Here is a 24,282-nt window from a genome sequence, read left to right as displayed (position 1 = left end):
GCACCGACGTGCCGAAGATCGTCGACTGGTACATGGAGGGCAAGATCGAGATCGATCCGATGATCACCCACACCATGCCGCTCGAGGACATCAACAAGGGGTTCGAGCTCATGCATTCCGGCGAGAGTATTCGGAGCGTGGTCCTCTATTGAGCGCGAAGATGGAACTCGTAACGCAAAGCCAATGTTTCGGCGGGACCCAGTCCGTGTACCGCCACGCCTCCGAGGTTTGCGGTGTCGAGATGACATTCGGCCTCTACATGCCGCCGCAGGCGCGGACGCGTTCGGTGCCGCTGTTGTGGTATCTCTCGGGCCTGACATGCACGCATGAGAATGCCATGATCAAGGCGGGTCTGCAGCGGCATGCGGCCGAGCAGGGGCTGGCGCTGGTTTTCCCCGACACCTCGCCGCGCGGCGAGGGCGTGGCCGACGACGAGGCCTACGATCTCGGTCAGGGTGCGGGCTTCTATGTCAATGCGACGCAGAAGCCCTGGTCGCCGCACTATCGCATGTATGATTACATCGTCACCGAATTGCCCGCTCTTCTGCAGGATCAGTTGCCGCTGAACGGCGTCAACGGGATCACCGGGCATTCGATGGGCGGCCACGGCGCGCTGACGATCGCCTTCCGCAACCCGGAACTGTTCCGCTCCGTTTCGGCCTTCGCGCCGATCGTCAATCCGACCCGGTCGGACTGGGGCCGCAAGCAGTTCTCCGCGTATCTCGGCGACGACGAGGCCGACTGGGGCAGCTATGACGCCTGCCTGCTTCTCGGCGAGCTCGGCTGGCATGGCGACATCCTGATCGATCAGGGCGCGGCGGATCAGTTTCTGGCCGAGCTGCAGCCCGAGGCGATGGCCCGCTTGCTGGCGGAGCGGCGGCAGGCCGGCGTCGTCCGGCTGCAGGCGGGTTACGATCACAGCTACTACTTCGTGGCGAGCTTCGGCGAGGACCACGTGCGCTGGCATGCAGAGCGGCTGAACGCCGCGTAAGGGAGAGGAAAGAATGGCTTTTAGACTTGGTACCCGACTGACCGCTTTCGTCCTGTTCGGTGGAATTCTTGGCGCTGCTGCGCCGGCTCTTGCTCTGGATCCTTCGGTCGGAGATCCCGGTGCAGGCGAAAAAGTCTTCCGCAAGTGTCAGGCCTGTCATGCCGTCGGTCCGGATGCCAAGTCGAAGACCGGACCCTTGCTGAACGGGATAATCGGCCGGTCGGCCGGCAAAGCCGAAGGCTACGCCTACTCGCCGGCAATGAGCAAGGCGGCCGAGGCAGGGCTTACCTGGACGCCGGAGAAGATCGCTGAGTTTCTGACCAGTCCGAAGGGCTTCCTACCCGGCACCAAGATGACCTTTGCGGGTCTGCGCAAGGATCAGGAGCGCGCCGATATAATCGCATATCTGGCAACCTTTCCCTGACCGAAGAGGAGGAAACGAAAACAAGGACAGAAGCAAGTTACCCCTGAAGCAGACGGAGCTTTCTCCAGCAGCAGGGGCAGAGTCGCAAGCCGATACCGGGAGATGAGGAGACCGCGAGGTTTTCCCGGAGCGAGCGGGTTCAACGGCCCTATCGGCAGCACCCAAGAGGAGGATGAAATGAAACGACTTCTTACAATGCTTGCCATTATGTCGATAGGCGGCGGTGCACAGGTCGCTTTCGCCAACGATGATTTGCAGAAGCTCATCGATGACCCCAATCAATGGGCTATCCAGACCGGCGACTATGCCAACCTGCGCTACTCCAAGCTCGACCAGATCAACAAGGACAACGTAGGCAAACTTCAGGTTGCCTGGACCTTCTCGACCGGCGTTCTGCGTGGTCACGAAGGTTCGCCGCTCGTCATCGGCGACCTGATGTACGTCCACACGCCGTTCCCGAACACGGTCTACGCGCTGGATCTCAGCAAGGACGGCCAGATCGTCTGGAAATACGAGCCGAAGCAGGATCCGAACGTGATCCCGGTGATGTGTTGCGACACCGTCAATCGCGGCGTGGCCTATGCGGATAACAAGATCTTCCTGCATCAGGCCGATACGACGGTCGTGGCACTCGACGCCAAGACCGGCAAGGTCATCTGGAGCGTCAAGAACGGCGATGCCACCAAGGGCGAGACGAATACCGCCACCGTCATGCCGGTGAAGGACAAGATTCTCGTCGGCATATCCGGCGGCGAGTTCGGCGTCCGCGGTCACGTGACGGCCTATTCGATGGCAGACGGGAAACTCCTGTGGCGCGGTTACTCCATGGGGCCCGACAGCGATACGCTGATCGATCCTGAAAAGACCACCCATCTGGGCAAGCCGGTCGGCAAGGATTCCGGCCTCACCACCTGGGAAGGCGATCAGTGGAAGATCGGCGGCGGCACGACCTGGGGCTGGTACTCCTACGATCCGGAAGAAAATCTGGTATATTACGGATCCGGCAACCCTTCGACCTGGAACCCGACCCAGCGGCCGGGCGACAATCGGTGGTCGATGACCATCTTTGCGCGTGATGTCGATACCGGCATGGCCAAATGGCTCTATCAGATGACGCCCCATGACGAATGGGACTATGACGGCGTCAACGAGATGATCCTGACCGAACAGCAGATCGACGGCAAGGACCGCAAGCTGCTGACCCACTTCGACCGGAACGGCTTCGGCTATACGATGGACCGCGTCACCGGCGAGCTGCTCGTGGCCGAGAAATACGATCCCACGGTCAACTGGGCGACTGAAGTGGTCATGGATCCGAAGTCCGACAAATATGGTCGGCCTCAGGTCGTGGCACAGTATTCGACGGAGCAAAACGGCGAAGACACCAACACCACCGGCGTATGCCCGGCGGCACTCGGCACCAAGGACCAGCAGCCTGCGGCCTATTCGCCGAAGACCGAGCTGTTTTACGTGCCGACCAACCACGTCTGCATGGACTACGAGCCGTTCCGGGTCAGCTACACCGCCGGCCAGCCCTATGTCGGGGCCACGCTGTCGATGTACCCGCCGAAGGACAGCCATGGCGGCATGGGCAATTTCATTGCCTGGGACAACAAGGAAGGCAAGATCAAGTGGTCTCTGCCGGAGCCGTTCTCGGTCTGGTCCGGCGCTCTGGCAACAGCCGGCGACGTGGTCTTCTACGGAACGCTCGAGGGTTATCTGAAGGCGATCGACGCGGCAACCGGCAAGGAGCTCTATCGCTTCAAGACACCTTCCGGGGTGATCGGCAACGTGATGACCTATGCCCGTGACGGCAAGCAGTACGTGGCCGTGCTTTCGGGTGTCGGCGGCTGGGCCGGTATCGGTCTGGCAGCGGGCCTGACCAACCCGACTGAAGGTCTCGGAGCCGTCGGCGGCTACTCGGCCCTCAGCAACTACACCGCACTCGGCGGCACGCTTACCGTGTTCAAGCTGCCGGAATAAGAGGCAATCTTCGCCCGGGAGTTGGCGCGGGCTCACAAGCCCGCGCCAACTCATATCAGCCCCCAAAAGGACGCAAGATGACCAGATCAAGACCAGCCGTACCGATGATCCTCGCCTTTTTGACGTTTATGGCGAGCGCCGCAGGCGCAGAAGATGCGCCAAAGGACAACATCACCGCTGTGCGCGACGAAAACGGGCGCTACTACACCGCCGACGACGTTCCCACTTTCAAGATCGCCGAGGACGGCACGGTCGACTGGCTCACCTATTCGGGCTTTCGCCGCTATCACTCGGAATGTCACGTCTGTCATGGCCCGGAGGGCGAGGGGTCGAGCTATGCGCCGGCCTTGAAGACCTCCGCGATAAACATGGACTACTACGCTTTCGTCGATGTCGTCACGAACGGGCGCAAGAAGGTGAACGCTGCCGAGAACTCGGTGATGCCTGCCTTCGGCGAGAACGTCAACGTGATGTGTTATCTCGACGACATCTACGTCTATCTGAAAGCGCGCGGAGCCGATGCGCTGCCGCGCGGACGTCCGGCCAAGAAGGAAGCGAAATCCGATGCGATCAAGGAAGCTGAAACGGCTTGTCTCGGTCACGAGTAGCCTTCTGGCAGGCGCCGGCGCTCTGTTGCTGGCGGCCGCCGGCTCTCAGCCGGCGGTAGCGCAGACATCGGACCTGGTGTCGAAGACGGCTTTTCGGGTCTGTGCCGATCCGGCCAATCTGCCGATGTCCGATCGGTCGGGTAAGGGATACGAGAACAGGATCGCCGAGCTGATGGCGTCCAAGCTCGGGTTGCCGGTGGAGTACACCTGGTTTCCGATGGCGACCGGCTTCGTGCGCAAGACCCTGCAGGCCAATGCCTGCGATGTGGTCATCGGTTTCGCCCAGGGCGACGAGCTGGTCCTGAACACCAACCATTATTATACCTCGTCCTATGTGCTGATCGTTGCCTCGGAAGGTCCGCTGGGCGGCGTCACGACGCTTGCCGACCCTCTTCTCAAGGACAAGCGGATCGGCATCGTCGCGGGAACGCCGCCGGCGACCCATATGGCGAGAAACGGACTGCTGCCCAAGGCGAAGGGATATCATCTGATGGTCGACCGGCGCTATGAGGATCCGGCCGACGACATGCTCGCCGACCTGGAATCCGGCGCCCTCGACGCAGCCATCCTCTGGGGGCCGATCGGCGGGCCGCTCGTCAAGGCAAGCCACCCGAAGCTGAAGGCAACTCCGCTCCTGTCGGAGACCACCCCGCCAAGGCTCTTCTACCGCATCACCATGGGCGTGCGGCAAGGCGAGAAGGTCTGGGAGCGCAAGCTCAATTCCCTCATTCGTCGCAATCAGTCCGAGATCAACGCGATCCTCGCCGAGGCCGGCGTGCCGCTCCTGAACGACATGGGAACCGGCCCGCTCGAGGCGCAGCAATGACCCGCCAGTGGCTCCATTCGCTGGTCCTGCTCCTGTTTGCCGCCTTCCCGGCGGCGGCGGCCGAGGAGCCTGCGGGCTACCGGGAGAGCGAATACCGCGCCGAGGTGCCGGCGACGCTTTCCGGCGCGACCGTCGTGTCGACCGAAGCCGCCCATGCATTGTGGAAAACCGGTCAGGTGGCCTTCATCGACGTCCTGCCGCAGCCGCCGAAGCCCGCCAACCTGCCCGAGGGAACGGTCTGGAACGAGAAGCCGCGGCTGTCCATTCCATCTGCCTTATGGCTGCCGAATGTCGGCTATGGCCGGCTGGCCGACGTCATGCACGCCTATTTTCGCGCCGGCCTGGAAAAGGCGACCGGTGGCGACAAAAGCCGGCCGGTGCTGTTCTTTTGCCTCGACGGCTGCTGGATGTCCTGGAATGCCGGAAAGCGCGCCCTCGAATACGGCTACACCCACGTCTTCTGGTTTCCGCAGGGCACCGATGGCTGGACAGCGGCCGGCTACCCCACGGAGCGCATCGAGCCGGAGCCCGGCGGCCGGTGAAACGAGGGAACGTATCGGAGGACTGCAATCTCTCCTCTTCGCGTCATCCCTGTGACGAGCGCTCAAACAGGCGACGGGTATCCCGAATCTCAAAAGGCCTTAATCGGGCATCCTTCAGGATTTGAAGAAGTGGTTTTTCAGGATGTAGCGGATGCCGCGCAGCCAGCTGTCGTCGGTGTTCGAGCGGATGTCGACGGCAAGGCCGCGCAGCATCTCGCCGGAGTTCACGTCGCGCAGTACGAGCTCCACCGACAGGATAAGGTTGGAGATCTTACGCACTTCGCCGACCAGCACATAGTCGGCGCCGAGCCGCTTGCCCATACTCAGGTCGCAGCCGTTGCAGTCGGCCGGATTGACCGTGCTGGCGAGTTCGGCTGCCACTGGCTCGTTCGTGAGAATGACGAAGCCTTCCTGAACGAAGCGGTCGCGCGCCGCGTTTTCCATGAGCTCGAGCCGCGCGGTCTCGTCGGCGCGCACCCCGTTATAGGCCCCCTCCGTCGACAGATCGATGAATGTCATGCCGAGGAATGCGACCTTGGCCCCCGGCGCCAGCGGCTTGTCCAGCGCAGCACGAGCGAGCGCCGGCGACAGGGCCAGAACAAGGATCGAGACAACGACTGTCAGGATGTGCCGCATGACATCCAGCCTAGCACACGCATGTCGCTAAACTACGCTCCTTAAGTATCGGTTTTGCCACACCTACTGCGCTGTTAGTCTCCATCTCCGAGGGAGTGTCAGGGAGATTGGGAGGTCGTTCCGGCAATGCCTAACCCATCGCTTTTGCTTGTCGTTTTCTGGGTGACGGTGTTTGTTACGTCTCCCGTGCAGGCGGCGGAGGTGAAGACGGCTGTGCTGCGGATCGATCGTGTCGTCGGTCCGCCGATCTCGCGGCTCGATGCGCCGCCCGCCGATCTTGGCTTTGCCGGCGCCATGCTTGGCAACGAGGACAACCGGACCACCGGCGCCTTCACCGGCATGGACTACACCGTGAAAACGCAGGCGGTTGCGCCGGAAGAGGCGGAGGCGGCGCTCGATAGGCTGAAGGCGGAAGGCATCGGCCTCATCGCGGTGATCGCAGAAGGCGACGTACTGAAGGCGCTCTCCGACAAATCCGGGCCGGACGTGCTGCTTTTCAATGCGGGCGCTCGCGACGACGGGCTGCGCGATGCCGATTGCCGGGCCAATGTGCTGCACGTCTCGCCGAGCCGTTCGATGCTCAGCGACAGCATCGTTCAGTTTCTCATGTGGAAGAAATGGCCGCGTATCCTGCTGATCTACGGCTCGCATCCCGAAGACAAGCTGCTTGCCGACAGCTACCGCAAATCGGCCGCCAAGTTCGGTGCTGAGATCGTCGAGGAGCGGGAGTTCGTCGACACCGGCGGCAGCCGGCGCACGGATACCGGTCATGTCTTGGTGCAAAAGCAGATTCCCGTCTTCACCCAGGAGGCCGAGGAATATGACGTGATCGTCGCGGCCGACGAGGCTGGCGTTTTCGCGCCCTATCTGCCCTATCACAGCTGGGATCCGAGGCCGGTTGCGGGCTCTGCGGGCCTGCGTCCGGTCTCCTGGCATCCCGCCCACGAGGCCTGGGGTGCGACCCAGTTCCAGCGCCGCTTCGAAAAACTCACCGGCCGTTACATGCGCGAGGAAGATTACCAGGCATGGCTTGCAATGCGCGTGATCGGAGAGGCGGTGACGCGGTCCGGCAAGGCCGACCCGGGGAGCGTGCGGGCCTACGCCCTTTCCAAGGATTTCGAACTGGCTGCGTTCAAGGGCCAGAAATTGACCTTCCGCACCTGGAACGGGCAGTTGCGGCAGCCGGTCCTTTTGACCGAGGGCCGGGTGACCGTTTCCGTATCGCCGCAGGACGGCTACCTGCACCAGCATTCGCCGCTCGACACGCTGGGCATCGATGCGCCCGAGACAGCCTGTCACGCATTTGGAGGATAAGATGCTCAGACCCGCACTGGCGATTGTGTCCGCCGTTCTGCTGTCTGCCGGTTCGGCCGAGGCCAACAAGGTCTTCGTGAGCAACGAGCGCGGTAATAACATAACCGTGCTCGACAGTGAAAGCTGGGAAGTGATCGCCACGTTCCCGGCCGGAAACAGGCCGCGCGGCATCACCATCAGTCCGGACGGCAAGGAACTTTACGTCTGCGCGTCGGATGACGACACCGTCAGGGTCTTCGATCCCGAGACCTATAGGGAACTGCACACGCTGCCGTCGGGTCCGGATCCGGAACTTTTCGCCCTCGATCCTTCCGGCAATCCGCTCTACATCGCCAATGAGGACGACAATCTCGTGACCGTCGTGGATGTCAAGACGCACCAGGTACTGGCTGAGGTGCCGGTCGGGGTCGAGCCGGAAGGCGTCGCAGTCAGCCCGGATGCCAAGACGATCATCAATACGTCCGAAACCACCAATATGGCGCATTTCATCGACGCCTCGACCTACAAGATCGTGCACAACGTGCTGGTGGATCAGAGGCCGCGTTATGCGGAGTTCACGGCAGACGGCAAGAAGCTCTACGTCAGCGCCGAGATCGGGGGTACCGTTTCGGTGATCGACGTGTCGGCGGCCGAGCCGAAAATCACCAAGAAGATCACGTTCGAAGTCCCGGGCGTCCTGCCGGAATGGCTGCAGCCGGTCGGCGTCAAGGCCACCAAGGACGGCTCGCGCATCTTTGTGGCGCTTGGACCCGCAAACCGGGTTGCAGTGATCGACGGAGCGACGGACGAAGTGCTCGACTATCTGCTCGTCGGGCAGCGGGTCTGGCAGATGGCATTCACGCCGGGCGAGGAATTCCTGATCACCACCAATGGCAATTCCAATGACATCAGCATAATCGACGTGAAGGCGGAAAAGGTGATCCGCTCGGTTCAGGTGGGCGAGCAGCCCTGGGGCGTCGTAGTCGCGCCGGATTGAAGCGGAGCAATGGGCAAATACCAATGGGGAGGATTCATCGTGCATAAATCGGTTCTTGCGGCGCTCGCCGCGCTCTTTCTGGCGAGTCCGGCCGTTGCCGCGCCGCTTTGCAGCGACCTCGGCTTTGCCGGGCTGCTGGCCAAATGCAATCGGGGAGAGCCGATCGAGATCACGCTTGCGTCCGGAAAGCCGCTCGGCAAGGGTGCCATTACGCTCCAGTCGGGCGCATACTACGAAATGCAGATCACGGCGGACGGATCGGCGGAGCTGGCGATCACCGGTGCGCCGTTCTTCCGTGCGATCTGGATGAACGAGATCGTCGTCAACGGCATCGAGGTGCGCCCAATGGCGATCGACAGCCTGGAATTCGACGAGGCCGGGACTGCAACGCTGTCTTTCATCGCCGTCAAGCCGGGCAGCTACGAAGTGAAGATTCCGGAATCCTCCGGCGACAGCCAGAAAGTATCGATTTCCATACAGTGAAACGGTGCCCGAGAAAGTCCGCGGGACAGGGTGCCCGAAGGCGGCGGTTCCGGGGAGGAAGAGATGAAAGTTATTCGACTGTTCATGGCCGCTTGCCTGTTCGCATTCGGACCGGCTGCGGCCTCGGCCGACGAGTTGCCGCAATTGCGGGCGGCCATGCTGGCATCGGGAACCGTCAACTGGGAAATCTCGACAATCAAGACTCACGAATTCGACCGCAAGAACGGCTTCGAACTGGCCGTGCAGGACTATGCGGACAACGGCGCGACGCGCGTCGCCTTCGAGGGCGGCGAGGCCGACACGATGGTGGCCGACTGGATCTGGGTGGCCAACCAGCGTGCCTCCGGCAAGGATTATGTCTTCATCCCCTATTCGCGCGCGGTCGGCGGCCTGATGGTCAAGGATGAAAGCGGCATCAAGGCGCTGCCGGACCTTGCCGGCGAGAAGATCGGCATTGCCGGAGGTCCGCTCGACAAGAGCTGGCTGATCCTGCGCGCCTATGCCAAGCAGCAGCATGGCATGGATCTCGCAGCCGAAACCGAGCAGGTGTTCGGCGCTCCGCCATTGATCTTCAAGTCGGCGCTTGCCGGCGAGACGGCGGGTACCATCAATTTCTGGCACTTCCTCGCGAAGATGAGGGCCAAGGGCATGCATGAACTGGTCTCCGTCTCGGATGCGGCGGCGGCGCTCAAGCTCGATCCCGATACGCCGCTCCTCGGCTACGTGTTGAAGGGCGAATATGCCGCGACCCATCCGGAAATCGTGAAGGGGCTTTACAAGGCCTCGCGCGCAGCCAAGGATCTGCTGCGCGAGAACGACGAGGTGTGGGAGGAATTGCGGGACAAGATGAATGCGGCCGACGACGCTGAATTCATTGCGCTACGCGATGGCTATCGCGCCGGCATTCCAAGCGGCAAGCCGATCGACGAGGCGGCCGCCGACCGTTTTCTGCGGCTGATGGCGGAACTTGGTGGAGAAGAGCTCGTCGGCAAGGCGACAAGCCTGCCTAGTGGATTGTTCCTGCACCTTGAATAGAACGCTGCAACATCCTGCCTTGGTGCGCGCATTGTCGCTGGGGCTGCTGTTGCTCTTGTGGATAGCGGCCGCCGGCTTCACGGATGACGCGTCGGTCCTGCCCCAGCCCTGGACGCTCTGGGCACCCTTCGTGCAAGCGGTCAGTTCCGGCGCCTTGCCCTATCACCTGGGCATGACGCTCTGGCGCGTGATCTGCGCATTCGTGCCGGCCATGGTGATCGGCGTGGCGATCGGCTTTCTGATGGGGCGCGTTGCCGCGGTCGATCGATGGCTCGACCCATGGCTCGTCGTGTTTCTCAATCTGCCGGCACTGGTGCTCATCGTGTTGTGCTACATCTGGATCGGTCTCAACGAGACGGCCGCCATCACCGCCGTCGTGCTCAACAAGATCCCGAATGTCGCAACGCTTCTGCGCGAGGGCGCGCGGGCGCTTGACCCGGATCTCGACTCCATGGCGGCGGTTTACCGCATGCGTCCGCTGGCGCGGCTGCGACACGTGATCATGCCGCAGCTTGCGCCTTTCATTGCCGCTGCCGCCCGATCCGGCATTGCGGTGATATGGAAGATCGTGCTGGTGGTCGAGTTTCTCGGCCGCTCCAGCGGGATAGGGTTCCAGATCCATTTCTATTTCCAGCTTTTCAACGTTGCCATGGTGCTGGTCTATGCGCTTTCCTTCATCGGCGTGATGCTGCTGGTGGAGGCTTTCTTCCTGCAGCCGGCCGAACGCCGGGTGCGGCGCTGGAGGACGGCGTGATCAGGATCGATGTCAGACGAAAGGCATTCGGCGAAGAGGAGGTCCTGCGCGACATCCGCTTCGAGATGGAGATCGGCGAGACGGTCGCCATCCTCGGTCCGTCGGGCATCGGCAAATCGACGCTGCTTCGGCTCGTCGCCGGCATCGACACCGCTTTCGACGGCGAGATCACCCGGCCGGAAAACATTGCCATGGTTTTCCAGGAGCCTGTTCTTCTGCCCTGGAGAAGCGTCATCGAGAACCTGACATTGGTGCATCCGCAGCTCGGGATGCAAGCTGCACTCTCAGCGCTGGAGCGGACCGGCATCGCCGACAGGGCCGCGCTCTTTCCCGGCCAGCTGTCGCTCGGCCAGCAGCGGCGGCTGGCGCTGGCGCGCGCCTTTGCCGGTCGGCCGGAGCTTCTCGTCCTGGACGAGCCCTATGTGTCGCTCGATCCTGCGATGGCCGAGGACATGCTGGCCCTGACCGAGGCGCTGATCGCGGAAACCGCACCTGCCGTCATTCTCGTGACCCATTCGGAAGCCGAGGCGCGGCGGCTTGCCCGGCGCTGCCTCCGCCTTGCCGGGAAACCGGCGACGATTATAGAAGAGTTTGCGGCCGCGCCGGGAAGGGCATCATGATCGGGCTCGACATCAGCCATGTCAGCTACAGCTACGGAAAGTCACGGGCGCTGGACGATGTCAGCTTCTCCGTCACGACCGGTCGGTTCTGCGCGCTGCTCGGGCCGAACGGCGCCGGCAAATCGACGCTGTTCGCTCTTCTGACGCGGCTGCTCGCGACAAGGGCCGGCACGATCGGCGTGGCCGGCTTCGACATTGCGCGCGAGCCGCGTGCGGCGCTCGCGCGCATCGGAGTGGTGTTCCAGCAACCTACGCTCGATCTCGACATGTCGGTGCGCCGAAACCTGCGCTATTTCGCCGGGCTTCATGGTTTGTCGGGGCGGCAGGCCGCTGCGGCGATCGAAGCGGCGCTGACACAGCTCGGCATGGCCGAGCGGGCCGACGAGCAGGTGCGTGCGCTCAACGGCGGTCACCGGCGGCGCATGGAGATCGCGCGGGCCTTGATCCACAAGCCGCAGATATTGCTGCTCGACGAGCCGACCGTCGGACTGGACGCTGCCTCCCGGCAGGCGATCACCGATCATGTGCATCTGCTTGCCGCGAGCGGCCTTGCGGTCCTCTGGGCGACCCATCTGGTCGACGAGATCCGGCCGGAGGATCAGGTCGTCGTTCTGCATCGCGGCAAGGTGCTGAGCGACGGCACCGCCGCGGAACTTGCGGGCGGGCAGGGGCTCGCCAAGGCGTTCCTGTCGATGACGGCCGAGAACCGGGAGGTTTCGGCATGAAGGCATGGCTGGTCGCGCTTTGCGCAATCGTCACCCGCGAAAACCTGCGCTTCGTCCGCCAGCGCGGGCGGTTTCTGGCGGCACTCGTCCGCCCGCTCGTCTGGCTGATCGTCTTTGCCGCCGGCTTCCGCGCGGCGCTCGGCGTGTCGATCATCCCGCCCTACCAGACCTATATCACCTATGAGGTCTATATCCTTCCGGGGCTCTGCGGCATGATCCAGCTCTTCAACGGCATGCAATCGTCGCTGGCGCTGGTCTATGACCAGGAGATGGGATCCATGCGCCTCCTGCTGACCTCGCCCCTGCCGCGCTGGTGGCTGCTGTTCTCGAAGCTTCTCGCCGGTGTGATCGTCTCCATCCTGCAGGTGGCGGTGTTCCTGGCCATCGCTGCGCTGACCGGCATCACCGTGCCGCCCCTCGGCTATGTCGCCGTGCTGCCCGCCCTCCTCATCAGCGGATTGATGCTCGGTGCCTTCGGCCTGCTGATATCCTCGACCGTCCGGCAACTCGAGAACTTTGCCGGCGTCATGAACTTCGTGATCTTTCCGATGTTCTTCCTATCCTCGGCACTTTATCCGCTCTGGAAGATGGCCGAAAGTTCGCCGCTGTTGCGCGACATCTGCGCCCTCAATCCGTTTACCTACGCGGTCGAACTGATACGCTTCGCGCTTTACGGCGAACTCAACCTGACGGCGCTCGTCTGGGTCGGCGCGTGCTTCGTCCTGTTCATGCTCGCCGCCCTTTGGGGCTATAATCCGGCCCGCGCCATGCTCCGGTCGAAAGGCTGAGCCCTGCCCTTGCTGGGGTGTTCGGCGCCGAAAACCGACACTTTCCGCTATATTGCCGCGAGCCGCATTTCAACTGATCCTGCTTGTGAACGAAGGACGTTCAAAGCCGAGGAGGAACCAATGCTCAAGCTACATCCGTCCATCGACAACGGCTTTCCGCCTGCCAGTCCGGGCTTTGCCGGCGGTACGCTGAAATGCAAATGCGCCACAAATCCGGTGACCGTGCGGATCGGCTCGCAGACGGCGCACAATCATGCTTGCGGCTGCACCAAATGCTGGAAGCCCGAGGGTGCGATCTTCGCCCAGATCGCCGTCGTCGGCCGCGACAACGTGAACGTCGCCTCAGGCGCGGAGAAACTGCAGGTCGTCGATCCGAGCGCGACGATCCAGCGTTACGCCTGCCGCGATTGCGGCACGCACATGTATGGCCGGATCGAAAACACCAAGCATCCCTTCTACGGCCTCGATTTCGTCCATACCGAACTCAGCGACGAAACGGGCTGGTCGCCGCCCGAATTCGCGGCCTTCGTTTCTTCGATCATCGAAAGCGGTGTGAACCCGGAGAGCATGCCGGAGATACGCGCAAGGCTGACCGAACTCGGCCTGCAGCCCTATGATTGTCTGTCTCCGCCGCTGATGGACGCGATCGCCACGCATATCGCCAAACAGACCGGCGCCCTGCCGGCCTGACCTGTTGAACATTGGGGACTCCGCTCCACCAGCCGACCGTCTCCTCCCTCGGACCCCGCCCGTCGCCTCTTATTGCAGAGGCATTTCGACGGGCGGGGGCTGAGGCGTTTCCGCGTTCGCATTTGAGGAACCGCACATCCCCGGTCCCTCATTCCTGTGCTTGTCACAGGAATCCAGCCAGCCAAGTCATTGGACCGGAAAGGCTCTTCCGCGCCGCAGACGCGGCGCTGCTGGATCCCTGTGACGAGCACAGGGATGAGGTGAAAGGAGGACCGATGCAGTTCCTTGCCAGGGTTCGTGCGGTCAGTGAAGACGAGCGGCAAGCCTTTGGTTGGCTGTCCGTGCTTCGGGGCATGTCAGAAGGCGCGTGGCGCGATGGTGGGTGGTTCCATCAAACCTGAAAAGCCGAAATCTTCCATTTGATGGTACACCCTATGGAAGGCTGCTGCTCGGCCGGGCCCTTGCCGAACAGCGCGACCATGACCATGGCCTCGTAGAGATCGCGTCGCAGATCGGCGGGGCCGATCTCCTTGCGCGATGCGTCCAGCCGCCCGCGATATTGCAGCTTCATGTCCTTGTTGAAGCCGAAGAAGTCGGGCGTGCAGACGGCGCGGTAGGCTTTGGCGACGGATTGGTCCTCGTCGTGGAGGTAGGGAAAGGGCAGGGCGTTTTGCGAAGCGAAGCGCTTCATGTTTTCGAACGAGTCCTGCGGGTAATTGCCGGCGTCGTTGGAGTTAACAGCCACGAAGCCGATCCCGTGAGCCCTGAGGTCGATGGCGTCCCGGACGATCCGGCCGATGACCGCTTTCACATAGGGGCAGTGATTGCATATGAAGGCAACGACCAGCCCTTTCGGGCCGGCCTGGCCGAATATGGTGCGGGTAAAGCCATCGACGCCGGGAAGCGTGGCGTCGATGGCTGGCCAGCCGAAATCACAAAGGGGTGGTGTAGCGGCCATGGCTCACGCTGCCTTCCTGATGGCACCATCGGAGGCGGCGCGGATGGCCGCGATGTTCCTGGCGTAGTGCTCCTCGCTGCCGCCTTTGAATACCGCCGAGCCGGCAACCAGCACATCGGCGCCTGCGGCGGCAACCAGCGGTGCGGACTCCGGCGTCACGCCGCCGTCGATCTCTATGTGGATCGGACGGCCGCCGATCATCGCCTTCACCCGCCGCACCTTGTCGACCACGGCCGGAATGAAATCCTGGCCGCCGAAGCCCGGATTGACCGTCATCAGGAGGACGAGGTCCAGCCGGTCCAGCACATATTCGATGACGCTCTCCGGCGTGGAGGGATTGAGCGATACGCCCGCCTTGCAGCCGACGTCGCGGATGGCCTGCAGCGAGCGATCGAGATGCGTCGTCGCCTCCGCATGCACGGTGATGATGTCGCAGCCGGCACAGGCGAAGGCGCCGAGATAGGGCGTGGGCGGTGCGATCATCAGATGGCAGTCGAACACCTTGTCCGTGCGGTCCCGCAGCGCCTTGATGACCGGGGGGCCGAAGGTGATGTTGGGCACGAAATGGCCGTCCATCACGTCGAGATGGATCCAGTCCGCACCGGCCCGGCACACAGCCTCGACCTCTTCGCCGAGCCGTGAGAAATCGGCCGACAGAACCGAAGGCGCTATGATGGTCTTCTCATTCATGGCGATGTCTCCGTATGACTGGGTTCGACCGTGGTGAACACCCGGCTCGCGGCGATGTCACGAGCAGTGATGGTCGACAGCTGTTCGGCATCGACCGGTCCGGCGCTTTCCTCGAAAAGGCGGTTCGCCTGCCGCAGCCGGGCCCGGTCGAGCGCGTTGCGGATGGAGCGCGCATTGGCGAAATGCGGCTGTCGCCGGCGGCGCGCGATGTAGTCGCTCATCACCGCAGACGCCTTGCTGTCGAAGCGGTACCCCTGCCGGCTGAGCATGCTCTCGGCGATCGATAGAAGCTCCCCGTTATCATAGTCGGGGAAGTCTATGTGATGGGCGATCCGGGATCGAAAGCCGGGATTGCTCTCGAAAAACCGGTCCATGCGGTCGGCGTAGCCGGCGAGGATCACGACCAGGTCGTCACGATTGTTCTCCATCACCTGCAGCAGGATCTCGATTGCCTCCTGGCCGTAATCGCGTTCGTTGTCGGGACGGTAGAGGTAATAGGCCTCGTCGATGAAAAGCACGCCCCCCATTGCCTTCTTCAGGATCTCCTTGGTCTTGGGTGCGGTGTGGCCGATATATTGCCCGACCAGGTCGTCGCGCGTCACCGAGACCAGATGGCCCTTGCGGATATAGCCGAGCCTGTGCAGCAGGTTGGCCATGCGCAGCGCCACCGTGGTCTTGCCGGTGCCGGGATTGCCGGTGAAGCTCATATGCAGCGACGGCGGCTCATGGCTGAGGCCCATTGCACGGCGCGCCCGCTCGACGAGAAGCAGCGCCGCCGTCTCGCGGATACGCTGCTTCACGGGTTTCAAGCCCACGAGTTCCCGGTCCAGTTCGTCAAGGATCTCGGCGACGCCGGAGGCTTGGTATTCCTCAGCGAGGTCGACCGAAGTCGGCAGGCTTTCGGTGTTCGATGGAGCATCCGGCATCAGCATTGTCGCTCCTCCTATCGCTGCGTTTCCCACATATAATGCTGGCTGCGGCCGTTGCTCTCCGTCCGGGTCATTCTGAGGCTCGGCTCTTTTTCGGGGCGGTTGACGATGAACGACATCGTCACCGTCTCCAGGCCGCGGCTGGAATCGAAAGCGTTGAGGCGGATATAGTCCTGCGGGTGGGCCCTGCGGCAATCCTCGAGCTCCATCATCACGCCTTTGGCGTCCTTGAGGTCGAACATCGGATTGCCCCACATTTCCCAATAGGTGTTTCTGGGGTGCGGGTCGTCGGTATATTCGACGCCGATAGCCCAAGCCTTTCCGAGGCAATATTCCACCTGTGCCGTGATCTGCTCATCGGTCAGGTCCGGCAGGAACGAGAAGCATCCCTGGGTGATACGCATGTCGTCTCTCCTTCTCTTCTTGTCCGTCAGTTCGGGTCTGTCAGGCCCTCGTGTCTGTCAGGCCGCGGTTACGCTCGGCACGAAATCCGACGTATCGGTCGGGGTGTAGTTGAAGCTGATATTGCCCCAGATATCGAGGGCCGCTTCCAGCGGCTTGCACCACTTCGCCGCCGCCCGCAGAATCTCGGGACCTTCGTGGGCGATGTCGCGCCCCTCGTTGCGGGCAAGCACCATGGCTTCCAGGGCGACGCGATTGGCGGTGGCCCCTGCCTGGATGCCCATCGGATGACCGATCGTGCCGCCGCCGAATTGCAGTACGACATCGTCGCCGAAAAGATCGAGCAACTGGTGCATCTGGCCAGCATGGATGCCGCCCGAGGCGACCGGCATGACCTTCTTGAGGTCCGCCCAGTCCTGGTCGAAGAACAGACCGCGCGGAAGGTCGACCTCGTTCTTCATTTCGCGGCAGACATTGTAGTAGCCCTGCACCGTCGGCGGGTCGCCCTCGAGCTTGCCGACGGCCGTGCCCGCATGCAGGTGGTCGACACCGGCGAGCCGCAGCCATTTGGCGATCACGCGGAAGGAGATGCCGTGGTTCTTCTGCCGCGTATAGGTGCCGTGACCGGCCCGGTGCATGTGCAGGATCATGTCGTTCTGCCGGCACCATTCCGATATGGACTGGATCGCAGTCCAGCCGACGATGAGATCGACCATGACGATGACCGAGCCGAGCTCCTTGGCGAATTCGGCTCGGCGGTACATTTCCTCCATCGTGCCGGCAGTGATGTTGAGATAGTGCCCCTTTACCTCGCCGGTGACGGCGGAAGCGTGGTTGACGGCCTCCATGCAGTAGAGATACCGGTCGCGCCAATGCATGAAGGGCTGCGAATTGATGTTCTCGTCGTCCTTCATGAAGTCGAGGCCACCCTTCAGCCCCTCATAGACGACGCGGCCATAGTTCTTGCCCGACAGGCCGAGCTTCGGTTTGGTCGTGGCACCCAGCAGCGGCTTGCCGAACTTGTCGAGCCGTTCGCGCTCCACGACGATGCCGGTCGGCGGGCCCCTGAAGGTCTTCACATAGGCGACGGGCAGGCGCATGTCCTCGAGCCTTGCCGCCTTCAGCGGCTTGAACGAGAAGACGTTGCCGATGATCGATGCGGTCAGGTTCGCGATAGAGCCCTCCTCGAAGAGGATGAGGTCGTAGGCGACATAGCAGAAATACTGCCCCGGCGTTCCCGGCACCGGATCGACCCGGTAGGCCTTGGCGCGGTATTGATCGCAGGCCGTCAGGCGATCGGTCCAGACGACTGTCCATGTGGCCGTCGAGCTTTCGCCGGCGACGGCGGCGGCCGCTTCGATCGGATCGACGCCGTCCTGCGGCGTGATGCGGAAGAGCGCGATCAGATCGGTGTCCTTCGGCTCGTAGTCTCCGTTCCAATAGCCCATCTGGGCGTATTTCAGCACGCCGGCCTTGTAACGTTCGCGGCCCTTGATCTCTGTCTTTGCGTCGGCGTTCATGGTTGGGGTCCTTTCCTCTGAATGGATGCGATCAGGCGGCTTCCGACCGCGCAGGCTGGGGTTTCAGGGAGCCGCTTGCGTAGCGGCGGGCCATCTCCGACATCGGCACGACCTTGATGCGGGATGCGTTTCCGGCGGTGCCGAAGGCCTCGAAACGCGCCTTGCAGACCGACGACATGGCTTCCATGGCGGCTTTCAGGAATTTGCGGGGATCGAATTCGGTGCGGCTCGTGTCGGCGACGCGGCGAAAGGCGGCGGCTGCGGCAAGGCGCAGGTCGGTGTCGATATTGACCTTGCGCACGCCGAAGCGGATGCCACGGACGATCTCCTCGACGGGGACGCCGTAGGTCTCGCGCATCTGGCCGCCATGGGCGTTGAAAACGTCCTGCCATTCCTGCGGTACGGAGGAGGAGCCGTGCATGACGATATGGGTGTTCGGCAGCCGCTCATGGATCTTCTCGATCACGTCCATAGCGAGGACTTCGCCGGTCGGCTTGCGGGTAAACTTATAGGCCCCGTGCGAGGTGCCGATGGCGACGGCCAGCGCATCGACGCTGGTCTCGGCGACGAAGCGGGCGGCTTCGTCCGGATCGGTAAGCAGTTGCGAACGATCGAGCGCGCCTTCGAAGCCGTGGCCGTCCTCGGCCTCGCCATGGCCGGTCTCGAGCGAACCGAGACAGCCGAGTTCGCCTTCGACCGAGGCGCCGACCATGTGCGCGAGGCGGCTCACCTCTGCCGTGATCGAGACGTTATAGTCGTAATCGGCAGGGGTCTTGGCATCCTCCTTCAGCGAGCCGTCCATCATCACCGAGGTGAAGCCGTGCTGGATCGCCGTGAGGCAGGTCGCGACATTGTTGCCGTGATCCTGGTGGATGCAGAGCGGAATGTCCGGATACATCTCTTCCAAAGCTTCCATCATCTTGGCGAGCATGACGTCGTTCGCGTAGGAGCGGGCACCACGCGAGACCTGGAGGATCACGGGAGCGTCGCAGGCGCGCGCCGCCTCCATGATCGCAAGCCCCTGCTCCATGTTGTTGATGTTGAATGCCGGCACGCCATAGCTGCGTTCGGCGGCGTGATCGAGCAATTGGCGAAGCGTGATGCGGGCCATTGTCATGCCTCCTCGGATGATCTGACGATGTGGGCGACCGGATTGCCGGTCCGGGCACCTGCTGGCGGCGTTTCCGGGTAAGCCCGGCGGAGAAGCTCCAGGGCTTCTGCGACGACATGGTCGGCGGTGATGCCGAAATGGCGGTAGAGGTCTCCGGCCGGTGCCGAGGCACCAAAGCCCGTCATGCCGACGAAGGCACTGTCGGGGCCCATCCAACGGTCCCAGCCGAGGCGGCCCGCCGCCTCGATGGCGATGCGCGGTGCATCTCCGAGGACCTGCCTGTGATAGGCCGCGTCCTGAGCCTCGAACTTCTCCCAGCACGGCATGGAGACCACCGCCGCTGCTATGCCTTCTTCGGCCTGCAGGCGCTCCGCCGCGGCAACGGCGATCTCGACTTCGGATCCCGTGGCAAGAAGCGTGACGTCCCGGTCGCCGCGCGCTTCCCTCAGGACATAGGCCCCGAGCGCCGACAGGTTCTCGTTCCCGTTTGTCCGGCGCAGCATCGGCAGGGCCTGCCGCGAAAGGGCGAGGACGCTCGGCGTGTTCTTCTCGCCAAGCGCGATCTCCCAGCATTCTGCCGTCTCGATGATGTCGGCCGGCCGGAAGACATTGAGGTTGGGCGTGGCACGCAGCATGGCCAGATGCTCGACCGGCTGGTGCGTCGGTCCGTCTTCGCCGAGCCCGATGGAATCATGCGTCAGCACATATATGACGGGCAGGCCCATGAGGGCCGAAAGGCGCATCGCACCGCGAGCATAGTCGGAAAAGACCAGGAAAGTGCCCCCATAGGGGATGAAGCCGCCATGGAGCGCGATGCCGTTCATGGCGGCCGCCATGCCGTGCTCGCGGATGCCGTAATGCAGGTAGCGGCCCTTGAAATTGCTCGACGAAATGGGCTGGGTCTGCGAGGTCAGCGTCAGGTTGGAGCCGGTCAGGTCCGCCGAGCCGCCGATCGTCAAAGCGGTGGCGCCGTTGATGACTTCCAGAGCCATCTGCGAGGCCTGACGCGTCGCGACCTTCGTAGCCCTTGTACGATGCGCGTCCCGAAATCTTGCAAGCAGATCGCCGACCTCGCCGTCGAGCTGCCGCCCTATGGTCTGCTCGTAGCGCTTTTTCGAGCGCGAAGAGTCGAGGCGGATTTCCCAGGCCTCGCGGGCCGAGCGGCCCCGCGCCGCCACCTTTTCCCAGGCAGCCTTGATCTCAGATGGAACGAAGAAGGGCGGATGCGGCCAGGCGAGGTTTTCGCGTGTGGCAGCGATCTCCTTTTCGCCGAGCGCCGCGCCGTGGGTCTTGTGCGAGCCCTCCATGCTGGCGGCACCCTTGCCGATGCGGGTGCGGCAGGCGATCAGCGACGGCTTTCGGGTCCGGCGCGCCCGCTCGATCGCTTTTGCCACCGCGCCGGGGTCGTGGCCGTCGACGGCTTGCGCATCCCAGCCGGCGGCGCGGAAACGCGCAAGCTGGTTCATCGAGGTGGAGAGATCGGTGGAGCCGTCGATCGATATCCGGTTGTCGTCCCACAGCACGATGAGCTTGCGCAATTTCAAATGTCCGGCAAGGTCGATCGCCTCGTGGCTGATCCCCTCCTGCAGACAGCCGTCTCCGGCGACCACGTAGGTGAAGTGGTTGCAGAGCGCACTGCCGAAGCGGGCGGCCATCATCTGTTCGGCGATCGCCATGCCGACAGCGGTCGAGATCCCCTGGCCCAGCGGTCCGGTGGTGGTCTCGATACCGAGGGCATGGCCGTATTCGGGGTGGCCGGCCGTTTTCGAGCCGAGCTGGCGGAAGGATGAAAGCTCGGCCATCGGCATATCGGCGAAGCCGATGAGGTGATGGAGCGAATAGAGCAGCATCGAGCCATGGCCGGCCGAAAGCACAAATCGGTCGCGGTCCGGCCAGTCGGGGCGTGACGGATCGATCCTGATGAAGCGGTTGAAGAGGACCGTCACCGCGTCGGCCATTCCCATCGGCATGCCGGGGTGGCCGGAGTTGGCCTTCTCGACGGCGTCCATGGAAAGAAACCGGATGGCATCGGCCATGCTGCGCTCCGAGGCGGCGGCGCGGGGTCCGATCTGCTGCGAAACATTCATGATGTCCTCCTCACGACATGCGGTGCTTGCGCTCGAGCAGCTTGTGGATGAGCGGGGTGAAGATCAGCTGCATGGCGAGATCGAGCTTGTCGCCCGGCACCACGATGGAATTGGCGCGCGACATGTAGCTGTTGTGCAGCATCGACAGCAGGTAGGGGAAATCGATGCTTTGCGGCTTGGCGAAGCGGATGACCAGGATGGATTCGGCCGGCGTCGGTATCCAGCGGGCGATGAAGGGATTGGACGTGTCGACGATCGGCACGCGCTGGAAATTGATGTCCGTCAGGGAGAACTGCGGGCAGATATAGTTCACATAGTCGGGCATGCGCCGCAGGATGGTGTCGGTCACGGCCTCGGTGGAGTAGCCGCGCGTCGCCTTGTCGCGATGAATCTTCTGGATCCATTCGAGATTGATGACGGGCACGACACCGATCTTCAGGTCGCAATGCTGGGCGAGATTGACCGTGTCGGTGACGGCGCAGCCATGCAGCCCCTCGTAGAAGAGAAGATCGCTGTCGCGGAATTCTTCCCAGTCGGTGAAGGTGCCTGGGTCCGAGCCGAATTTCGCGGCCTCGGCCTCGTCGTGCACGTAGTGACGGGTGCGCCCGACCCCGCGCCGGCCATATTCGGCAAAGACGCTTTCGAGGATCTCCAGTTCGTTCGCCTCGGCGGAGAAATGCGTGAAGTCGACGCCTCGGGCTTTCTCCTCCGCGATCTTGCTGCGCATGGTTTCCCGGTCGAAGCGATGAAAGGCATCGCCTTCGATGAAGGACGCCGAGATGTTCTCGCGCTTGAATATCTTCTCGAAAGTGTCCTTGACGGTCGTGGTGCCGGCGCCGGACGAACCTGTGATGGAGATGATGGGGTATTTGGCCGACATATTTTTTCTCCTCAGGCCCGGAACAGACCGCGCTTGCCGAAGAGCGGAGCGCGTTCGCCAATCATGTTCGGGTCGACGTGATAGCGGGTGATGCGCGCCACCTCGCGGCGGGAGCCGAAAACCAGAGGCACGCGCTGGTGCAGATTTTCCGGAACGAGATCGAGAATGCGGTCGATGGACGTGGTGGCCGCGCCGCCGGCATTCTCGATGATGAAGGCGATGGGGTTCGCCTCGTAGACCAGCCGCAGCCGGCCCTGGCTATATCCCTTCCGGCCGTCGGCGGGATAGAGAAAGATCCCGCCGCGGATGAGGATGCGATAGGTTTCCGCGACGAGCGAGGCGATCCAGCGCATGTTGAAATCCCGCTCGCGAGGCCCCTCGGAGCCTGCCAGGCAGTCGTCGACATAGAGCCGGATGGCTTCTTCCCAGTGCCGGTAGTTCGACATGTTGATGGCAAATTCGTGCGCGCGCTCCGGAATGCTGGCCGACTTGCAGGCCTCGACGAAACATCCGAGCCTTCTGGAGAAGACGAAGATCTCCGTCCCCTTGCCGAGCGACAGCACCAGAGCGGTCTGCGGCCCGTAGATGAAGAAGCCCGCCGCCAGTTGCCGGTTTCCAGGTTGCAGGAAGGACTGGGAGGGGTCCACATCCGGCCCCTTGGCGGCGGGAAGCACCGAGAAGATCGTGCCGATGGAAACGTTGTTATCGATGTTCGAAGAGCCGTCGAGCGGGTCGATGGCAACCGCGAGGCGCGCAGCCGGGTCGAGCAGAACGGGATTTTCCAGTTCTTCCGAGGCGTAGCATGCGACGGGGGCGCCTTGCAGCGACGACAGGAACTGGTCGTCGCACAGGATGTCGAGGTCCTTCTGCAGATCGCCATCCGTGTTGCTGCTGCCGTGGGTGCCGTTGAAAGCGGTGCCGAGCGCTCCCTGGCCGACGAGCTTGCGGATGTCGAGAGCGGCCTTAGCCAGCCTCTGGATCACGGCGGCCACGTCCCGCGTAAGGTCGTCGCCGCGGGCCGTGCATGAAGCGAGGTATGCTTCGAGAGTTGCGCCTGACATGATGTCTCCTCCGCACGCTGTCGAGGGAAGGATGGCGTAAAAGGGGAGTTTGTAAAATTTATTCATTTGACTTCATAAGTTAAATTTACTTACTTTAACCCATGCGCAACGTGACCTTTCGCCAGCTCCGCACCGTCGAAGCCGTTTGCCGGTTGGGGAAGATCAACCTCGCCGCCGAAGCCTTGGGACTGACCGGACCGGCGCTCACCCTGCAGATCCAGCATCTGGAACGGGATGCCGGCATTACGCTCTTCGACCGCACGCGCGGCGGCATGGTTCCGACGGCTTACGGCCTTGCCTTTCTCGAAGCGGCGCGGGCGATCGAGGACAGCCTCATTGCCCTCGAGGACTCGATAGATGCCATCAAGGGGCTCAGAACCGGACGGTTGCGCCTCGGAGTCGTGTCGACCGGGAAATATTTCGCGCCGCAGCTGATTGCCGCCTTTCGCGATCAGGTTCCTGCCGTGGAGATAAATCTCTTCATCGGCAACCGGGCCGAGATCATCGCCAAGCTGCGGGACCACGAGATCGACATCGCTCTGATGGGGCGGCCGCCGCGCGATTTCGAGGTGCGGGCGCAGGTGTTCGGCGATCATCCACTGGTCTTCATCGCCCCCGCCGGTCACCCGCTCGCGGGCGTGCTGGAGATTTCACGGGAGCGGATCGCCCAGGAACAGTTCCTGGTGCGCGAAAAAGGATCGGGAACGCGTATCTCCCTCGAGATCTTCCTGAGCGACACGCCGCACGAGCTCGAGGAGCTCGGCACCGAGATCGCCTCGAACGAGACGATCAAGCAGGCCGTAATCGCCGGTCTCGGAATCGCCTTCATCTCGGCCCATACGATAGAACAGGAGGTAAAGCTCGGCAGGCTCGTGATCCTCGACGTGGTCGACACGCCGATCCGCCGGCAGTGGTTTACCGTGTCGCGCCTGGACCGTGCCGCCACCCCGGCCATGCAGGCTTTCGAGCGGTTCGTGCTGGCGTCTGGAGCGCGCTATCTGCCTGTGGTCAGCAAGCCTTATCCAGCCAACGCATTCGGCTAGCGGTGAGCTTCATGTGGGCGGAAGGCGGCGGCGACCGACACCTAGGTCGTAATTGTGGGGCACCACATCGCTTGCTACCATGCGCCCCAAGAGGAGACTTTACGATGCCTAAAAGCCCGGCTACGGCGCCGCCGGGCTCTGCCGGAGCAGCGGACTGCCGTTCCGGCCCTTGACCCGGGCAGCGACTGCTATAGGTCCTGCCTGGT

At 62.9% G+C, this 24,282-nt stretch carries 26 protein-coding genes and 1 pseudogene; 17 read left to right on the top strand and 10 right to left on the bottom strand.

Going from position 1 to position 24,282, the window contains the following annotated elements; genetic code table 11:
- The 7 genes and pseudogenes from BHD07_RS29800 to BHD07_RS29770 all read left to right on the top strand — a co-directional run.
- A pseudogene (locus tag BHD07_RS29800) lies at positions 1–152 on the top strand (S-(hydroxymethyl)glutathione dehydrogenase); the annotation flags it as partial.
- Positions 153–160: 8 nt separating this feature from the next.
- A complete protein-coding gene (gene fghA / locus BHD07_RS29795) occupies positions 161–991 on the top strand; it encodes an S-formylglutathione hydrolase (protein ID WP_338284124.1) in 831 nt (276 codons plus the stop codon).
- A gap of 13 nt (positions 992–1,004) precedes the next feature.
- Positions 1,005–1,415, top strand: a complete 411-nt coding sequence (locus BHD07_RS29790) for a c-type cytochrome (protein WP_100672565.1) — start codon at positions 1,005–1,007, stop codon at positions 1,413–1,415.
- Positions 1,416–1,592: 177 nt separating this feature from the next.
- Positions 1,593–3,398: a lanthanide-dependent methanol dehydrogenase XoxF5 gene (xoxF5, locus tag BHD07_RS29785; protein ID WP_324764326.1), complete on the top strand. Its 1,806-nt coding sequence runs from the start codon at positions 1,593–1,595 to the stop codon at positions 3,396–3,398.
- Between the two features lie 77 nt (positions 3,399–3,475).
- Entirely contained in the window at positions 3,476–4,006 is a 531-nt protein-coding gene (locus BHD07_RS29780) for a c-type cytochrome, methanol metabolism-related (RefSeq protein WP_100672563.1), read from the top strand.
- Complete coding sequence (locus BHD07_RS29775) at positions 3,963–4,832, top strand: substrate-binding domain-containing protein (RefSeq protein WP_100672562.1); 870 nt, start codon at positions 3,963–3,965, stop codon at positions 4,830–4,832. Before BHD07_RS29780 ends, BHD07_RS29775 begins: the two co-directional genes overlap by 44 nt.
- Positions 4,829–5,374, top strand: a complete 546-nt coding sequence (locus BHD07_RS29770) for a PQQ-dependent catabolism-associated CXXCW motif protein (protein WP_338284123.1) — start codon at positions 4,829–4,831, stop codon at positions 5,372–5,374. The genes BHD07_RS29775 and BHD07_RS29770 overlap by 4 nt, the downstream gene beginning before the upstream one ends.
- A gap of 114 nt (positions 5,375–5,488) precedes the next feature.
- On the opposite strand, the gene BHD07_RS29765 is transcribed toward BHD07_RS29770, so the two are convergent.
- The gene (locus BHD07_RS29765; RefSeq protein ID WP_275599645.1) at positions 5,489–6,010 is read right to left on the bottom strand and encodes a DUF3280 domain-containing protein; all 522 of its coding nucleotides are present in this window, start codon (positions 6,008–6,010) and stop codon (positions 5,489–5,491) included.
- A 126-nt stretch (positions 6,011–6,136) separates the two neighbouring features.
- Here BHD07_RS29765 and BHD07_RS29760 point away from each other — a divergent pair, with 126 nt between their 5' ends.
- The 9 genes from BHD07_RS29760 to gfa all read left to right on the top strand — a co-directional run bounded on the left by BHD07_RS29760 (position 6,137) and on the right by gfa (position 13,395).
- Complete coding sequence (locus BHD07_RS29760; protein WP_338284122.1) at positions 6,137–7,324, top strand: ABC transporter substrate-binding protein; 1,188 nt, start codon at positions 6,137–6,139, stop codon at positions 7,322–7,324.
- Position 7,325: 1 nt separating this feature from the next.
- Positions 7,326–8,300 carry a YVTN family beta-propeller repeat protein gene (locus BHD07_RS29755; RefSeq protein ID WP_338284121.1) on the top strand — a complete coding sequence of 325 codons (975 nt, stop codon included), beginning with the start codon at positions 7,326–7,328 and terminating at the stop codon, positions 8,298–8,300.
- A 39-nt stretch (positions 8,301–8,339) separates the two neighbouring features.
- Positions 8,340–8,783, top strand: a complete 444-nt coding sequence (locus tag BHD07_RS29750; RefSeq protein WP_033047678.1) for a hypothetical protein — start codon at positions 8,340–8,342, stop codon at positions 8,781–8,783.
- Positions 8,784–8,846: 63 nt separating this feature from the next.
- The gene (locus tag BHD07_RS29745) at positions 8,847–9,818 is read left to right on the top strand and encodes an ABC transporter substrate-binding protein (protein ID WP_018098060.1); all 972 of its coding nucleotides are present in this window, start codon (positions 8,847–8,849) and stop codon (positions 9,816–9,818) included.
- A complete protein-coding gene (locus tag BHD07_RS29740; RefSeq protein ID WP_164866750.1) occupies positions 9,811–10,572 on the top strand; it encodes an ABC transporter permease in 762 nt (253 codons plus the stop codon). The genes BHD07_RS29745 and BHD07_RS29740 overlap by 8 nt, the downstream gene beginning before the upstream one ends.
- A complete protein-coding gene (locus tag BHD07_RS29735) occupies positions 10,569–11,192 on the top strand; it encodes an ABC transporter ATP-binding protein (protein ID WP_275599650.1) in 624 nt (207 codons plus the stop codon). The genes BHD07_RS29740 and BHD07_RS29735 overlap by 4 nt, the downstream gene beginning before the upstream one ends.
- Positions 11,189–11,917, top strand: coding sequence for an ABC transporter ATP-binding protein (locus BHD07_RS29730; RefSeq protein WP_324764322.1), 729 nt, complete (start codon positions 11,189–11,191; stop codon positions 11,915–11,917). Before BHD07_RS29735 ends, BHD07_RS29730 begins: the two co-directional genes overlap by 4 nt.
- On the top strand, positions 11,914–12,705 hold the full coding sequence (locus tag BHD07_RS29725) for an ABC transporter permease (protein ID WP_324764321.1): 792 nt from the start codon (positions 11,914–11,916) through the stop codon (positions 12,703–12,705). The genes BHD07_RS29730 and BHD07_RS29725 overlap by 4 nt, the downstream gene beginning before the upstream one ends.
- Before the next feature lie 120 nt (positions 12,706–12,825).
- Positions 12,826–13,395, top strand: a complete 570-nt coding sequence (gene gfa, locus BHD07_RS29720; RefSeq protein WP_338284120.1) for an S-(hydroxymethyl)glutathione synthase — start codon at positions 12,826–12,828, stop codon at positions 13,393–13,395.
- 391 nt (positions 13,396–13,786) lie between these two features.
- On the opposite strand, the gene BHD07_RS29715 is transcribed toward gfa, so the two are convergent.
- Genes BHD07_RS29715 through BHD07_RS29675 form a run of 9 tightly spaced genes read right to left on the bottom strand, consistent with a single transcriptional unit; the run spans position 13,787 to position 23,033 of the window.
- A complete protein-coding gene (locus tag BHD07_RS29715; protein WP_018098055.1) occupies positions 13,787–14,353 on the bottom strand; it encodes a thioredoxin family protein in 567 nt (188 codons plus the stop codon).
- Between the two features lie 3 nt (positions 14,354–14,356).
- Positions 14,357–15,043: a ribulose-phosphate 3-epimerase gene (rpe, locus tag BHD07_RS29710; RefSeq protein ID WP_338284119.1), complete on the bottom strand. Its 687-nt coding sequence runs from the start codon at positions 15,041–15,043 to the stop codon at positions 14,357–14,359.
- Positions 15,040–15,975 carry a CbbX protein gene (gene cbbX, locus BHD07_RS29705; RefSeq protein WP_275599653.1) on the bottom strand — a complete coding sequence of 312 codons (936 nt, stop codon included), beginning with the start codon at positions 15,973–15,975 and terminating at the stop codon, positions 15,040–15,042. Before cbbX ends, rpe begins: the two co-directional genes overlap by 4 nt.
- An 11-nt stretch (positions 15,976–15,986) precedes the next feature.
- On the bottom strand, positions 15,987–16,376 hold the full coding sequence (locus tag BHD07_RS29700; RefSeq protein ID WP_338284118.1) for a ribulose bisphosphate carboxylase small subunit: 390 nt from the start codon (positions 16,374–16,376) through the stop codon (positions 15,987–15,989).
- 57 nt (positions 16,377–16,433) lie between these two features.
- Positions 16,434–17,894: a form I ribulose bisphosphate carboxylase large subunit gene (locus tag BHD07_RS29695; protein WP_018098052.1), complete on the bottom strand. Its 1,461-nt coding sequence runs from the start codon at positions 17,892–17,894 to the stop codon at positions 16,434–16,436.
- Between the two features lie 31 nt (positions 17,895–17,925).
- Entirely contained in the window at positions 17,926–19,005 is a 1,080-nt protein-coding gene (gene fba, locus BHD07_RS29690) for a class II fructose-bisphosphate aldolase (RefSeq protein ID WP_338284117.1), read from the bottom strand.
- A gap of 2 nt (positions 19,006–19,007) precedes the next feature.
- On the bottom strand, positions 19,008–21,092 hold the full coding sequence (gene tkt, locus BHD07_RS29685; protein ID WP_338284116.1) for a transketolase: 2,085 nt from the start codon (positions 21,090–21,092) through the stop codon (positions 19,008–19,010).
- 10 nt (positions 21,093–21,102) lie between these two features.
- Positions 21,103–21,972 carry a phosphoribulokinase gene (locus tag BHD07_RS29680; protein WP_100672548.1) on the bottom strand — a complete coding sequence of 290 codons (870 nt, stop codon included), beginning with the start codon at positions 21,970–21,972 and terminating at the stop codon, positions 21,103–21,105.
- 11 nt (positions 21,973–21,983) lie between these two features.
- On the bottom strand, positions 21,984–23,033 hold the full coding sequence (locus tag BHD07_RS29675) for a class 1 fructose-bisphosphatase (RefSeq protein WP_338284115.1): 1,050 nt from the start codon (positions 23,031–23,033) through the stop codon (positions 21,984–21,986).
- Between the two features lie 101 nt (positions 23,034–23,134).
- Here BHD07_RS29675 and BHD07_RS29670 point away from each other — a divergent pair, with 101 nt between their 5' ends.
- Complete coding sequence (locus BHD07_RS29670; RefSeq protein WP_338284114.1) at positions 23,135–24,076, top strand: LysR family transcriptional regulator; 942 nt, start codon at positions 23,135–23,137, stop codon at positions 24,074–24,076.
- Positions 24,077–24,282: the final 206 nt, after the last annotated feature.

This window comes from Sinorhizobium sp. KGO-5 (genome assembly GCF_036245905.1).
Classification (GTDB): Bacteria; Pseudomonadota; Alphaproteobacteria; order Rhizobiales; family Rhizobiaceae; genus Sinorhizobium; species Sinorhizobium meliloti_A.
Note: the sequence above shows the minus strand (reverse complement) of the source record. Positions and strands in the feature narration are given on the sequence as shown.